The sequence below is a fragment of the Azospirillum himalayense genome (genome assembly GCF_042657465.1).
Taxonomy (GTDB): domain Bacteria; phylum Pseudomonadota; class Alphaproteobacteria; order Azospirillales; family Azospirillaceae; genus Azospirillum; species Azospirillum himalayense.
In genome coordinates this window covers 168,966-182,981 of record NZ_JBHSLC010000096.1, presented here as the reverse complement: position 1 = coordinate 182,981, position 14,016 = coordinate 168,966, and the positions used below count along the sequence as shown (strand labels likewise).

The following is a 14,016-nucleotide window of genomic DNA, read 5'->3' as shown; positions in this document are numbered from 1 at the left end:
CATTCCCTCTCCCCTCCGGGGAGAGGGTGCCCGCGAAGCGGGCGGGTGAGGGTCGCGCGAGGATCAGCGCTCTTATCCTTGGCTTTACCCTCACCCTCCCGCCGCCATGCGGCGGGCCCCTCCCTCTCCCGGGGCGGGAGAGGGAGCGACGCTCCCTCATCCGTCTCACCCGCAGGGTAAAGGCGCCATGCTTGTCTTCATCCTCCGGCGGCTGGCGCAGAGCGCGGTCGTCGTGGTGGCGATGTCGGTGCTGGTCTTCGCCGGCATCTTCGCCATCGGCAACCCCATCGACGTGCTCATCAGCCCCGAGGCCGACGAGTTCGAACGCGCCGCCGCCATCGCGCGGCTGGGACTCGACAAGCCCATGCACGAGCAGTTCCTGCGCTTCGTGGACAGCGCGCTCGGCGGCGACCTCGGCACCAGCTTCGTCCATGGGGTCCCGGCGCTCGGCCTCGTGCTGCAACGCTTTCCGGCGACGCTGGAGCTGGCGCTCTGCGCCATGCTGGTGGCGGTGGTGCTGGGCATCCCGCTCGGGCTGTGGGCCGGGCTGAAGCCGGACAGCGTGGCCGGGCGCGTCATCATGACCGGCTCGATCCTCGGCTTCTCGCTGCCCACCTTCTGGGTGGGCATGATGCTCATCATGGCCTTCGCGGTTACTCTGGGCTGGCTGCCGGCGGGCGGACGCGGCGAGACGGCCAGCCTGTTCGGCGTGCAGTGGAGCTTCCTGACCGCCGACGGGCTGGCCCATCTGATCCTGCCCGCCGTCAATCTGGCCCTGTTCAAGCTGTCGCTGGTCATCCGTCTGGCCCGTGCCGGCACGCGGGAGGTCGCCTTGCAGGACTATGTGAAGTTCGCCCGCGCCAAGGGGCTGGCGCCCGCGCGCATCGTCGGGGTGCACATCCTGAAGAACATCATGATCCCGGTGGTCACCGTCCTGGGGCTGGAGCTTGGCAGCGTCATCGCCTTCTCGGTGGTCACGGAGTCGGTCTTTGCCTGGCCGGGCATGGGCAAGCTGCTGATCGACAGCATCCTCCAGCTCGACCGGCCGGTTGTGATCGCCTATCTGCTGGTGACGGTGCTGCTGTTCGTCGTCATCAACCTGATCGTCGATCTGGTCTATTCGCTGCTCGACCCGCGAATCCGGCTGGGCGGAGGGCGGGCATGAGCACCATCACGGCCAAGGCTCCGGCGGTTGAGACGCCCTTCCTGCGGCTGGCGCGGGACTTCGCGCGGTCGCGCACAGCGCTGGCCGGGCTGGCGGCGCTGGTGCTGATCGTGCTGGCCGCCCTACTCGCCCGCTGGGTGGTGCCGCAGGACCCCTACGATCTCGCCCAGCTCGACATTCTCGACGGCATGATGGCGCCGGGGGCGCTGGGCGGCGGCGGCTGGACCTTTTGGCTGGGCACCGACGACCAGGGGCGCGACCTGCTGTCGGCCATCGTCTTCGGCCTGCGCACCAGCCTGCTGGTCGGGGTGGTCGCCACGCTGATCGCGCTCGCCGTCGGGGTGGCGGTCGGTCTGCTCGCCGCCTATGCGGGGGACCGGGTGGACGGGCTGGTCATGCGGCTGGTCGACATCCAGCTCTCCTTCCCGGCCATCCTGATCGCGCTGATCCTGCTGGCCCTGCTGGGCAAGGGGGTCGACAAGGTGATCGTCGCGCTGGCCGCCGTGCAGTGGGCCTACTACGCCCGGACCATCCGCGGCTCCGCCCTGGTGGAGCGGCGCAAGGAATACATCGAGGCCGCGCAATGTCTTGCCCTGCCCCACCGGCGGATCATGATGCGCCACCTGTTGCCCAATTGCCTGCCGCCGCTGATCGTCGTGGCGACGGTGCAGGTCGCCCACGCTATCGCACTGGAGGCGACGCTCAGCTTTCTCGGCGTCGGCGTGCCGGTGACCCAGCCGTCGCTGGGGATGCTGATCGCGTCGGGCTACCAGTACATGCTCTCAGGCGATTACTGGGTCAGCCTGTTCCCCGGCCTTGCCCTGCTGGTCACCATCGTGGCGATCAATCTGGTGGGGGACCGGCTGCGCGACGTCCTCAACCCGCGGCTCAACCATTGAAGATGAATCATTGAGAGGGGGCACGCGATGACCGAACCCCTGCTGCGCGTGGACGGGCTGAAGACCCATTTTCTCACCCGCGCCGGCACCGTGAAGGCGGTGGACGGGGTCGATCTGCGGCTCGACCGCGGCGAGATCCTCGGGCTGGTCGGCGAGTCCGGCTCCGGCAAGTCGGTGACCGGGCAATCCATCCTCGGCCTCGTCGATCCGCCGGGCCGGGTGGTCGGCGGCCGGGTGCTGTTCCAGGGCGAGGATCTGGTGGGCGCCGGGGAGAAGCGGCTGCGCGCCATCCGCGGGCGGCGCATCGCCATGATCTTCCAGGACCCGATGATGACCCTGAACCCGGTGCTGAGCATCGGCACCCAGATGGTTGAGGCCGTGCAGGCCCATGAGACGGTCGGCCGGGCCGAGGCCTGGGAGCGCTCCCGTCGGGCGCTGGCCCGCGTCGGCATCGCCTCGCCCGACGAGCGGCTGGCCGCCTACCCGCACCAGTTCTCCGGCGGGATGCGGCAGCGCGTCGCCATCGCCATCGCCCTCCTCCACTCCCCGGACCTGATCATCGCCGACGAGCCGACCACCGCGCTCGACGTGACCATCCAGGCGCAGATCCTGTTCGAGGTGCAGAAACTCTGCCGCGAGACGGGGACGGCGCTGATCTGGGTGACCCACGACCTCGCCGTCGTGTCGGCGCTGGCCGACCGGGTGGCGGTGATGTACGCGGGCCGGGTGGTGGAGACCGGGACGGTGGCCGAGATCATCGGCAACCCGCGCCACCCCTACACCCGCGGCCTGCTGGAATCGGTGCCCAGCCGCAACCGGCGCGGCGTGCCGCTGCGCTCCATCCCCGGCATGACGCCCTCCGTCCTCGACCTGCCGGAGGGCTGCGCCTTCCGCCCGCGTTGCGACCGGTCCAGCGGAGCCTGCACCGTGATGCCGGAGTTGACGGGGGAGCGGGAGGACCGCGCCTGGCGCTGCTGGAACCCCGTCGGAGCCGAAGCGCGGGGAGACGCCGCATGACCGCCGCATCCATCATCGAGCTGGACGGGCTGACCAAGCGCTTCTCGCGCAAGCTGGACGTGGTGGAGCGCTTCGCCCGCCGGCTGGGGGCCGCCATCGACGACCGGGCGGTGCAGGCGGTCAGCGGCGTCGACCTGTCCATCGCCGAGGGCGAAGTGGTCGGGCTGGTCGGCGAATCCGGCTGCGGCAAGAGCACGCTGGGCCGCATGGTCGCCGGCATCCTGCCGCCCAGCGCCGGCACCCTGCGCTGGCGCGGCCGCGACCTGCGGGAGCTGTCCCCGGCCGACCGCCACCACGCCAACCTGAAGATCCAGATGGTCTTCCAGGACCCCATGGCCTCCCTTAACCCGCGCCTGCGCGTGGCGGACATCGTCGGGGAGGCTCCGGTGGTCCACGGGCTGGTTCCCCGGCGGCAGGCGGAGGCGTACGTGGCGGCGACGCTGCGGCAGGTCGGGTTGGACCCCGCCTATCTGCGGCGCTACCCGCACCAGTTCTCCGGCGGGCAGAGGCAGCGCATCGGCATCGCCCGCGCCCTGGCGGTGAAGCCGGACGTGCTGGTCTGCGACGAATCGGTGGCGGCGCTCGACGTGTCGATCCAGGCGCAGATCATCAACCTGTTCATGCGCCTGCGCGAAGAGCTGTCGCTGACCTATCTCTTCATCAGCCACGACCTGGGCGTCGTGGAACACATTTCCGACCGCACCGCGATCATGTATCTTGGACGGATCGTGGAGTTGGCCCCGACACCGGAGCTGTTCGACAAACCCAATCATCCCTATGCCAAGGCGCTGTTGGACGAGGCGCCGCGCGTGTCCGTGGAGAAGCGGCGGTTCGCGCCGATCCGCGGAGAGATCCCATCGCCCCTCGACCCGCCGTCGGGCTGCGCCTTTCACCCGCGCTGCCCGCACGCGATGCCACGCTGTTCGGCGGAACGCCCGGCCCTGCGCGAGATTGCGCCCCGGCGCTGGTCCGCCTGCCATCTGAACGAAACCACAGGTCCATGATGCCCTCACCCGATCCCGCCGGCCCATCCGCGTGCAGCCCGCGCACGCTGGAGCTGCTGCGCGACCTGATCGCCTTCGACACGACCAGCCGCAATTCCAACCTCGACCTGATCCACTACATCCGCGACCATCTGGAAGCGCTGGGCGTGTCCAGCACGCTGGTGTTCAACGAGGAGCGGACCAAGGCCAACCTCTACGCCACCATCGGCCCGATGGACCGCGGCGGCGTCTGTCTGTCCGGCCACACCGACGTGGTGCCGGTGGACGACCAGGATTGGTCCAGCGATCCCTTCACCCTGACGGAGTGCGACGGCAAGCTGTTCGGGCGCGGCACGGCGGACATGAAGGGCTTCATCGCGGCGGCGCTGGCCATGGCACCGGACTTCCTGGCCGCCAATCTGACGACGCCGGTCCATTACGCCTTCTCCTACGACGAGGAACTGGGCTGCCTCGGCGTGCCCGGCCTGCTGACCCAACTCGCCGGGATGGCGGTCAAGCCGCGCCTGTGCATTGTCGGCGAACCGACGCGGATGCGGGTGATCGTCGGCCACAAGGGCAAGGTGGCGCTGCGCTGCCGCGTCCACGGCCACGCCTGTCACTCCTCGCTCGCCCCGCAGGGGGTGAACGCGGTGGAGTATGCGGCGGAGCTGGTGTCCTTCCTGCGCGGCATGGGCCGCCGCTTCGCCGAGCAGGGGCCGTTCGATTACGATTACGACGTGCCCTACACCACGGTGCACACCGGGGTGATGGAGGGCGGGACGGCCCGCAACATCGTCCCCTCCGACGCCTCCTTCGAGTTCGAGATCCGGCATCTGGCCGACCATCCCGTGGCGCCGATGCTGAAGGAGCTGCGGGACTTCGCCAAGACGCTGGAACCGGAGATGCGCGCCGTCCGCCATGATGCCGGCTTCTCCTGGGAAACCCTGTCGGACAGCCCGGCGCTCGACACCCCGCCGGACTCGGAGGAGGTGACGCTGGTCAAGAACCTCGCGGAGCAGAACGGCCACGGCAAGGTGGCCTTCGGAACGGAGGGCGCGCTGTTCACCAGCATCGCCAACATCCCCGCCGTGGTCTGCGGCCCCGGCGACATCGAGCAGGCCCACAAGCCCGACGAGTATGTGGAGCTGAGCGAACTCGCCCGCGCCGAGCGTTTCCTGCACCGGCTGAGGGATGCCGCGAAGAAGGGCCTTTAACGCAAAAGGGCCGGAGCGTTTCCGCTCCGACCCCTTGATCGATATCCATCAGACCGTTGCGCTTCGCCGGTCAGTGGACCTCCACGCTGACGATGGCCGGCAGGGTGCGCAGGAAGTCAGCACCCGTGTCGGTCGCCTCGACGACGAGGTGGCCGCAGCGGTCGTGCCCGCGCAGGCGGGCCTCCGCGCCCATGCCGGCGGTGCGCAGCACCTCCGACAGGTCGGACACCGCGGTGCGGACCCAGGCCCGATGTTCGGCCATGCTCTTGTACGCTGTTGCTTCCGACTGATTCAGGGTAACGGTAAAGGTGTGCAGCTCGATGGTCATAAGAGCTCCGGAATGAACCGATTGTTCTGGGACAAGCTCAGTGTTTGACGCTGTTCGAGCATCCGCTCCGCCCCAACCGGACGGTGTGTGCAAACAAGACTGGAAAGGGACGTGCGGACACTTGCCGGTTGGCGGATTGAATCCGGGGATCAGCCGATCGGCGAAAAGGGTCCCTTTCGATTTGGGGAGCAAACAAACCGCAGTGTAATCGAAACCGGCGGCCGATGCTTGTGATATCGTCGGAACGCTGCCCTGCACAAGGCGCGTCCACGCTGGGCAAAAGAGGGGCACGAAAGGAGTAGATCCGGCACGGCCACCCGCAACGCTTCACGGCTCCGTCGGACCGCCCTCAATCCAGGAAGATGTCCGGCGCCAGCGGGGCGCCCGGCTTGACCGCGTAGGGCTTTAGGTCGGTGACGCCCTCCTCCGCCAGCACCTCGTCGTCGATGAAGAAATGGCCGGTGCAGGTCCCGGCGTCGCGGGTCAGGATGACGTGGGCAGCGTCGGCCAGGATTTCCGGCTTGCGGCAATTGTCGAACTCGGCGGCGCCTTTCAGCATGGCGACGGCCGCCGTGCCGATGATCGTGCGCGGCCACAGGGAATTCACGGCGACTTTGCCGCGGAACTCCGCGCTCATGCCCAGCGTGCACAGGCTCATCGCGTATTTGGCGATGGTGTAGGCGGTGTGGTGCTGGAACCAGCGCGGATTGAGGTTCAGTGGCGGCGACAGGGTCAGGATGTGCGGGTTCTCCGCCTTGAGCAGATGCGGCAGGCAGGCCTGGGAGCAGGCGAAGGTGCCCCGCCCGTTGACCCCCATCATCAGGTCCCAGCGCTTCAGCGGGGTGTCCAGCGTGCCGGTCAGGCTGATCGCGCTGGCGTTGTTGACCAGGATGTCGATGCCGCCGAACGTTTCCACCGTGCGGGCCACCGCCTCGGCCACCTGGACGTCGTCGCGGATGTCGCAGAGGATCGGCAGAGCCTTGCCACCGGCGGCCTCGACCTCCTCCGCCGCGGAGAAGATGGTGCCGGGCAGCTTGGGGTGCGGCTTCGACGTCTTGGCGGCGATGACGACGTTGGCGCCGTCGCGGGCGGCGCGCAGCGCGATCGCCTTGCCGATGCCCCGGCTGGCGCCGGTGATGAACAGGGTCTTGCCCTTCAGCGTGCGCGCGTCCGTCATGTCGCTTCCCTCCCCATGTTTCTTCCGCCGCAGCCGGCCGGTTGTCGGCGATGCTACCACACATCCCCAGGGCGCCGTCCATACGCAAGCGTCATTCAATTGACCTATGCGTCAGATCCCTTATCCCGTCTAGACTGCGCCTGCCCCTCTCGTTCGGGAGTTCCGGCCGGTGCGCCGTCACATCCTCGCCCTCGCGCTGATTTTCGCTACGGCGCCCGCTTTCGCGCAGGCGGTGGCGCAGCACCTGTTCTTCGAGGCCGTGCCGGCCGGCGCACCACCGGATGCATCGTACGAGGCACGGCAACGCCTGACCGAGCGTGCCCGGACCGACCTGCTGCCCGCCATTCTCGACGCCGCCGGCCTGGATGGAACGGGCACGGTCGCCGACCTGCGGATGGGCGGCTACCGGCTCCGGACCAACCCGTCGCTCCACCTGACCCTGCGGTGGGAGGACGGTCCCGCCGACCGGCTGGCCGGGGCCATCGCCTGGAGCCTCGAACAGGACAGCGTCCTGGTGGCGGACTTCGACAGCGCGGACGGCGCCACCGGCTATGCCCTGGTCCGCTTTCCCGCGGGCAGCCTGACGCCGGACCGCGCCCAGCGCTTCTTCCTCGCCGCGGCGGCGGAGCATGAGGGGCTGGGTGGCGGCTACACCGCCTTCGGCGACACGCTGCTGTTCCTGAATCTGCGCGACGGCGACGGGGCGTCCTACAGCGGCTTGACCGACGACGCTTTCGTGGAGTTTCTGCGCCGCGCCGCCGACGCCTTCCCCGGCGCGGTCCTGGCCGCGACCGGACGCGCCGACGCGCGGCTGGTCCTCCAGCCGCCCCAGCCCGACAGCCCTGCCCTCGCCCCGCTGCGGGCGCGGCACGCGGCGCTGGTGTCCGAAATCCTGACCACCGAGCCCGCCCGATGACGACCCCTCTCTCCCGCCGTTCCGTCCTGGCGCTGGGCCTCGCCACGCTCGCCGCTCCGGCGCGGGCGCAGGACTTCGCGCCTGGGCTGCTCTACGCGGTCGGGCAGAAGTTCGACAAGAGCTTCAACGAGGGCGCCTTCACGGGGGCGGAGCGGTTCAAGGAGGCCACCGGGGTCGCCTACCGCGACTATCTGCCGGCCAGCGCGGCGCAGTTCGATCAGGCGGTGGCCGCCCTGCTGCGCCGCGGCGTGACCGACCTCGCGCTGATCGGCTTCTACTACGCCGCCCCGCTCGCCAGCCTCGCGCCGAAACACCCCGCCGTCCGCTTCACCCTGGTCGATGCGGTGGTGGAGGCGCCGAACGTCCAGTCCGTGACCTTCAAGGAGCAGGAAGGGTCCTTCCTCGTCGGCATGCTGGCGGCCATGGCCTCGCGGACGGGGACGGTCGGCTTCATCGGGGCGCTGGACATCCCGCTGATCCGCAAATTCATCGCCGGGTTCCAGCAGGGCGCCCGCCACGCCCGACCGGACATCGGCCTGCTGGTCAATTTCGTCGGCACCACCCCCGCCGCCTTCAACGACCCGACCACCGGAGCGGAGCTGGCGAAGGCCCAGTTCCAGCGCGGCGCCGACGTGGTGTTCGCCGGGGCCGGCGTGTCCAACTTCGGCATCTTCGCGGCGGCCAAGGACGGCGGGCGCCTCGCCATCGGGGTGGACAGCAACCAGAACCACCTCTACCCCGGCACCATCCTGACCTCGATGCTGAAGCGGGTGGATCTGGCGGTGGAGCGCGCCTTCGGGGAGGGCCGCAGCGGCGCCTGGGCCCCCGGCCCGCGCGCCCTCGGGCTGGCCGAGCGCGGCGTCGACTACGCGCTGGACGACAACAACCGCGCATTGGTAACCCCCGCCATGAAGGACCGTTTGGAGGAGGCGCGCGAAGGCATCATCCAGGGCCGCATCCGGGTGGCGGAGGCCTCGTAAAACCGCCTCAGGCGTATTGCGGCTCGACCCCGACGGCGAAGCTCAGGTCGGCGCCGCGCAGGGTCTCCGCCGTGGCGCGGATGCGCGTCAGGTCGGTGCCGTGCAGGATGGCGCGGGCGAGGCTGGTGTCGCGCAGGTCGGCGCCGGTCAGGCTGGCCTCGGCGAGGTTGGTCGGCCACAGGCGGCTGCCGTCCCCGGCGAGGTCCACCGGGCGCAGCCGCGCCCGCCACAGCTTCGCCCCCGCCAGATTGGCGCCGCGCAGGTTGCAGCCGGACAGGTCGGCGCTGGTGAAATCCGCCTCGCGCAGGTCGCAGTAGGACAGGTCCGCCATCACCAGCTTCGCCCCGGAAAAGTCCGCCCCGCGCAGCCCGCAGAAGCGCATCACGCTGCCGGCCAGGAGCTGGTTGGCGAAGTTGTAGCCGCGCAGGTCGACGCGCTGCATCTCCAGCCGCAGGCCGGCGGCGGCGTTGCGCTCGACCCAGAGCTGGTGGGCGGAAATGCTGTCGGCCATCCGCCCGGCGAGGCTGACCAGCCCGGTGCCGTCGACGTCGATGCCGCGCCGCTCCAGCGTCTGGCGCAACTCGTCGTCCAGCCGGGCGCCGCACAGCAGGGCGCCCTGCATCTCCACCCGCTCCATCACCGCGCCGATCAGGTTGGCGCCGATCAGGATGGTTCCGGTCATGTCGCTGCCGGAAAAGGTCGCGCCGCAGAGATCGCAGCCGGAAAAGTCGCACTGTGCCAGACGCGCGTCGGACAGAATGGCGCGGGCCATCTTGGAGCCGATGAAGGTGGTGCTGCCGTCGGCGTTGCCCGCCGGCTTGCGCTCGTCCGCGCCCAGCATCATGCCCTTGCGCAGGTCGGCGCCGCGCAGGTTGGCCTCCTCCATCATGGCGCCCTCCACCCGCGCGCCCCGCAGGTCGGCACCCTCCAACGACGCGCCGGTGAGGTCGGCCTTGGACAGATCGGCGCCGAACAGGTCGGTGCGCGACAGAACGGCCCCGTTCAGCCGGGCGCTGTTCAGGTTCGCGCCGCTGAGTTTGGCGCCGCTGAGGTTGATGCGGCGCAGCCCCAGGCCCGACAGGTTGTGGAAGCTGAGGTCGGCGCAGCGCCCTTTCATGCTGGGGTCGCGCGTCAGCCATTGCTGATGCTTGACCAGCGCGTTGCGGATCGCCCTCAGATAGCGCTCTTCCACGTGCGACGTCTCCGCGCCGTCCGTCCGTTCCCGCCGGCAAAGGACAGCCGGTTGAACGATCGGGACCCTTGCCACGCAGGGATGTTACCAGAGCCGTTTGGAAAAAGCGAAAGCCCTGATTTGTCTCGCCTCAGCGCAGCGTGTCGACCAGCAGCGCGCCGCGCGACGCCATCATGTAGAGGCCCATGTGGTGCGCCGGCTCCTGCGGGTGGGCCGCCGTCTCGGGCAGGCCGAGGTCCCGCGCCGTCTCCGCCGGCAGGTCGTAGGTGGCGCAGCCCGGCTCGTAGACCACCACGTCCTTCAGCGTCGGCATCATGCCGTGGTTGCGCGCGGACAGCAGGGTCAGGACGAAATCCATCACGCACACGTCGGTGCATATGCCCACCGTGACGACCGACACCAGCCGATTGCCGTTGACCCAGTCCACCAGCCGGTTGCGCCCGGCCTTGCCATCCGCGCCCATTTCGGTCGCGCCGATGAAGAAATTGATGCAATCCTTGGCGATCAAGGTCGCCGACGGCTCCGACTCGAGCCAGGCCAGCTCGGACACCAGCTCGTCATGGCCGGTGCCGACCAAGCAGTGCGGGGGATAGGGCGGTTCCGGCTTGTCCGGGGCGTGGCGGTCCAGCGAGACGCAGATCGGCCAGCCGGCCCCGGCGAAGCGGCGGGCCAGACGGTCCGTCTCGGCGATCATGCGGTCGACCTGGGCGTTCGGCGCCGCCGGGGCGAGCGGACCGCAACCGACGGCGGCGAACCCCTTCACCTCGTCGATGATCACCAGCCCGGTGCCCCCGGCCGGCATCGCGTAATCGCCGAGCGCCACCGGAAAGGTGCGGCGGACGGTGTCCAGCGCCTCGTCGCTGCGGATCATCAGGTCCAGCATGGGTCCTCCCCTTGAAATGTGGAAATGTCAGTCCCGTGACCGGAGTGCACAACATTTCAGGACTGTGTCCAAGCACTGCGACATTGTGGCCGAACGCTTGCGCATGGGTCCGAAAAGATCAATGGGATTCAGGCCGATCGACCGTTTGTTGCAAGTGCCGGACATATTCCTGTCTGCATCCGGCGGCCCATGCGACGGAATACCGCGGTGCCAAGTCGTGAAACCCGGTACTCAATAAAGACCACGCGAAGCTTCCGCCGCAACCATAAGGTACACCAATGGTTCTATCGGCCGAGTTCCTGGGCATGCTTCTGCTGGTCACCAGCGCCGCGGCGCTCGGCCTGTCCATCGTCATCGACGTCGGGCAGATCACGTCGGAGAAGGCGCGCCAGACCATGATGATGCGCCAGCACGACCGGAAGAAGACGGCGCTGGGCGAATGGACCCGCAAGCTGGAACAGCGGCAGGAGGAAATGACCGCCTTCCAGGCCCGCACCACCGAATGCAACGGGCGACGGCAGAAGGCGCTGTCGGAGATCAGGGCGCTGGAACTCACCAAGGTGGAGTTCGTCCATGAGCTGGGCGACGGCGAGGAGGCCGGTTGTTTCTGGGTGCGGCTGACCGTGCAGGACGAGTTCCCCTCCATCGAACGGCGCGACGTGATCTTCGCCCGCCAGATCTGGAGCTATCCGAACGTCGCCCATGTCTGGACCTACTCCGTCGATCAGGCGGCGGCGATGGCGCGTGTCGCCTTCACCGTGAAGAACGGCGTCCTGCCGACCATGGTCGTCCCGCTCGCCCAGGCGCCCGACCCCGACGCGGAAGGAGCGCCGGCATGACCGGGATGATGCTCTATCTCAGCCTCGGACTGATGGTGCTGACGGTGCTGTCCAACCGTTATTGGCGGCGTCAGTTGGAAGGTCTGCGGCAGGCCCAGCTGCGCATCCGCGAGAAGATGGAGGAGGTGGGAAAGGACGTGGAGGACATCGCCACCGCCTACTCCCAGGTCGCCCAGAAGCACGCCGAAGCCGAGAAACGCGCTCTGAAGGCGGAACAGGACATGCAGGCCGCCCTGAACGAGCTGGACGCCAGACAGGCGGCGCCGGTCGTGCGCTATCACGTCTTCGACCGCTCCGAACCCCGTCCGGGCCGGTTCTGGGAAGCCGCGGTGCGCCATGTGCCGAGCGACGCCACGGTGATGACGGGCCAGCGCGGCTGGGTTGGCATCCGCCGCTGTCTTCTGACCGCCGAAACGGAACGGGAGGTGCGCGAGCGCGTCAGCGCCCGCTACCCGCGCAAGGCGGGATTCCAGGTGTTGGAGGTGGTGCCCTGCCGGGTCGCCGGCCTGTCGGTGAACCGCATCCCCGAACTCAGCACCTTCCGCCGCTCCGCCGCGCCGGAGGAGGCCGCGCGCACGCCGCGCCGGGCCGCCGGCGCGCGCTGAGAGCGCCCGGCCGACGGGAAAAGGAGAGGGCCCTTTCCCCGCCGGCCCTCCGCGTCAGCAGTACTTGCGCAGCATGTCGCGGACCTTGTCCGCCATGTCCGGACGACGCAGCGCATGGGCGAGCGTGGCCTCGATGAAGCCGACCTTGTCGCCGCAGTCGTAACGGGTGCCTTCGAAGCGCAGGCCATGGAAGGGCTGCGTGCCGATCAGCTTGGCCATGGCGTCGGTGAGCTGGATCTCGTTGCCGGCGCCGCGCTGCTGCTTCTCCAGATGGTCGAACACCTCCGGCTGCAGGATGTAGCGGCCGATGATCGACAGGGTGGAGGGCGCCTCTTCCGGCTTCGGCTTCTCGACGAGGCCGCGGACCGTGGCCAGACGGCCGTCGTCCTTCTCCACGTCCAGGATGCCGTAGCTGCTGGTCCGCTCACGCGGGACATCCACGACGGCGACGATGTTGCCGCCCACCTCGTTGTAGGCGTCCACCATCTGCTTCAGGCAGGGGGTGTCGCCTTGGACGAAGTCGTCGGGCAGGACGATGGCGAAGGGGTCGTTGCCGATCACCGCCCGCGCGCACCACACCGCGTGGCCAAGGCCCAGCGGGACCTGCTGGCGCGTGTAGAAGCAGCGGCCCGGCGCGATCTCGCTGTCGCGCACCACATCAAGGGCGTCCTGCTTGCCGCGCTCCTCAAGGGTGCGGTTCAGTTCCGTGTCGGTGTCGAAATGGTCTTCGATGGCGCGCTTGCTGCGGCCCGTGACGAACACGAAATCCTCGATGCCGGCGGCCCGCGCCTCTTCCACGGCATGCTGGAGCAGAGGCCGGTCGACCAAAGGCAGCATTTCCTTTGGAATCGCCTTGGTCGCCGGCAGAAAGCGCGTACCGAGACCGGCGACGGGGAACACCACCTTGCGCACAGGCTTTCGCATTGGGGTTCTCTTGTGGTTGCTTGAGGAAATACTTCGAATATGGAGACGATTCGCAGGTTTGCAAAACGCTCGTCCAGCTTTCTGCCACAGGCAATTCGGTGACGCAACTCCCCTTCCGTAACCCGGCAAAAGGTTAGTTGCGCAGCAGCAAATCCTTCGCTTGGTTGATCTTGGCGGCCAAATAGGTGGACCCCCCATGATCTGGATGCACTTTCATCATCAGCCTTCGGTGGGCGTCCTTTACCTGTTCGGGTGTGGCTCCAGGGGACAGCCCCAAAATATCATAGGCCTCGTCACGGGTCATAGAACCACCGCCACGACCGCCGCCATTGTCCTTCGAACCGGGATTGTTTGATGAGCCAGCGGATTGTTCCTCGGCCGTCTGCCAGCCGGGACGGGCACGCTCCAGCCACGCTTCCAGGACGGAGGCAGACTGCGGATCGTCGCGCCGGCACTCCTCCAGCAGCGCCAGCAGTTGACCCAGGGTCAGCGACTCCAGCGTCCGCCCGCGCCAAGCCCCGTGAAGCACCTCCCCCGCCATCGCCCCGGTGTCGTGCTGCAGCGTCATCCGCAGATAGAGCGTCTCGATTTGCGAGGTCTGCACGCCCCCCGAGCTCCTGTAGGACGACGGGCGAAGGGCGTCACGCAGCGTCCGCCAGCGCGTCAGCAACGGAAAGGCCAGCGCCCCCAGCATTATGGCGGTGCCCAGCCGCCCGGTCAGAGTCAGGATGACGACCGTCACGGCCGCCAGCGCGATGCCGCCATAACGCACCGCCGTGGCAAGCGTGCGCGGGTCCGCGGACACGAAGACGCGGGCCAGCATGGCGAGGCCCGCCACCAGAGCGATGCCCAGGAGAAAAAACCCAAACATCCCGCTCTGCCCCATCGCTAGCC

Annotated in this window: 15 protein-coding genes; 9 read left to right on the top strand and 6 right to left on the bottom strand. The window is 68.7% G+C overall.

The features are described 5' to 3' along the window. Positions 1-187: 187 nt before the first annotated feature. From ACFPMG_RS27660 to argE, 5 genes are read left to right on the top strand one after another with little or no spacing between them, the layout of a single operon-like run. Positions 188-1,165: an ABC transporter permease gene (locus ACFPMG_RS27660; protein ID WP_349599096.1), complete on the top strand. Its 978-nt coding sequence runs from the start codon at positions 188-190 to the stop codon at positions 1,163-1,165. Further along, entirely contained in the window at positions 1,162-2,064 is a 903-nt protein-coding gene (locus ACFPMG_RS27655; protein WP_376998412.1) for an ABC transporter permease, read from the top strand. Before ACFPMG_RS27660 ends, ACFPMG_RS27655 begins: the two co-directional genes overlap by 4 nt. A gap of 27 nt (positions 2,065-2,091) precedes the next feature. Further along, positions 2,092-3,081, top strand: a complete 990-nt coding sequence (locus tag ACFPMG_RS27650; RefSeq protein WP_376998411.1) for an ABC transporter ATP-binding protein — start codon at positions 2,092-2,094, stop codon at positions 3,079-3,081. Next, on the top strand, positions 3,078-4,085 hold the full coding sequence (locus tag ACFPMG_RS27645; RefSeq protein WP_376998410.1) for an ABC transporter ATP-binding protein: 1,008 nt from the start codon (positions 3,078-3,080) through the stop codon (positions 4,083-4,085). The genes ACFPMG_RS27650 and ACFPMG_RS27645 overlap by 4 nt, the downstream gene beginning before the upstream one ends. Next, a complete protein-coding gene (argE, locus tag ACFPMG_RS27640) occupies positions 4,082-5,278 on the top strand; it encodes an acetylornithine deacetylase (RefSeq protein WP_376998409.1) in 1,197 nt (398 codons plus the stop codon). Before ACFPMG_RS27645 ends, argE begins: the two co-directional genes overlap by 4 nt. Before the next feature lie 70 nt (positions 5,279-5,348). Here the strand turns inward: argE and ACFPMG_RS27635 are convergent, their stop codons facing one another. Then, positions 5,349-5,606 carry a hypothetical protein gene (locus tag ACFPMG_RS27635; RefSeq protein WP_094304109.1) on the bottom strand — a complete coding sequence of 86 codons (258 nt, stop codon included), beginning with the start codon at positions 5,604-5,606 and terminating at the stop codon, positions 5,349-5,351. 349 nt (positions 5,607-5,955) lie between these two features. Beyond that, on the bottom strand, positions 5,956-6,783 hold the full coding sequence (locus ACFPMG_RS27630; RefSeq protein WP_376998408.1) for an SDR family oxidoreductase: 828 nt from the start codon (positions 6,781-6,783) through the stop codon (positions 5,956-5,958). 169 nt (positions 6,784-6,952) lie between these two features. Here ACFPMG_RS27630 and ACFPMG_RS27625 point away from each other — a divergent pair, with 169 nt between their 5' ends. Together ACFPMG_RS27625 and ACFPMG_RS27620 are read left to right on the top strand one after the other, a co-directional pair. Next, a complete protein-coding gene (locus ACFPMG_RS27625) occupies positions 6,953-7,699 on the top strand; it encodes a hypothetical protein (RefSeq protein ID WP_376998407.1) in 747 nt (248 codons plus the stop codon). Next, complete coding sequence (locus ACFPMG_RS27620; protein WP_376998406.1) at positions 7,696-8,679, top strand: BMP family lipoprotein; 984 nt, start codon at positions 7,696-7,698, stop codon at positions 8,677-8,679. Before ACFPMG_RS27625 ends, ACFPMG_RS27620 begins: the two co-directional genes overlap by 4 nt. A 7-nt stretch (positions 8,680-8,686) precedes the next feature. On the opposite strand, the gene ACFPMG_RS27615 is transcribed toward ACFPMG_RS27620, so the two are convergent. Together ACFPMG_RS27615 and ACFPMG_RS27610 are read right to left on the bottom strand one after the other, a co-directional pair. Next, positions 8,687-9,871, bottom strand: a complete 1,185-nt coding sequence (locus tag ACFPMG_RS27615; protein WP_376998405.1) for a pentapeptide repeat-containing protein — start codon at positions 9,869-9,871, stop codon at positions 8,687-8,689. A 130-nt stretch (positions 9,872-10,001) separates the two neighbouring features. After that, a complete protein-coding gene (locus ACFPMG_RS27610) occupies positions 10,002-10,754 on the bottom strand; it encodes an isochorismatase family protein (RefSeq protein ID WP_376998404.1) in 753 nt (250 codons plus the stop codon). Positions 10,755-11,032: 278 nt separating this feature from the next. Between ACFPMG_RS27610 and ACFPMG_RS27605 the strand changes: the two genes are divergently transcribed. Next, the gene (locus ACFPMG_RS27605; RefSeq protein WP_376998403.1) at positions 11,033-11,593 is read left to right on the top strand and encodes a hypothetical protein; all 561 of its coding nucleotides are present in this window, start codon (positions 11,033-11,035) and stop codon (positions 11,591-11,593) included. Then, positions 11,590-12,198, top strand: coding sequence for a hypothetical protein (locus tag ACFPMG_RS27600; RefSeq protein WP_376998402.1), 609 nt, complete (start codon positions 11,590-11,592; stop codon positions 12,196-12,198). Before ACFPMG_RS27605 ends, ACFPMG_RS27600 begins: the two co-directional genes overlap by 4 nt. Positions 12,199-12,252: 54 nt before the next feature. Here the strand turns inward: ACFPMG_RS27600 and galU are convergent, their stop codons facing one another. Further along, the gene (galU, locus tag ACFPMG_RS27595; RefSeq protein WP_376998401.1) at positions 12,253-13,122 is read right to left on the bottom strand and encodes a UTP--glucose-1-phosphate uridylyltransferase GalU; all 870 of its coding nucleotides are present in this window, start codon (positions 13,120-13,122) and stop codon (positions 12,253-12,255) included. Between the two features lie 133 nt (positions 13,123-13,255). Then, positions 13,256-14,008: a DnaJ domain-containing protein gene (locus ACFPMG_RS27590; RefSeq protein ID WP_376998400.1), complete on the bottom strand. Its 753-nt coding sequence runs from the start codon at positions 14,006-14,008 to the stop codon at positions 13,256-13,258. Positions 14,009-14,016: the final 8 nt, after the last annotated feature.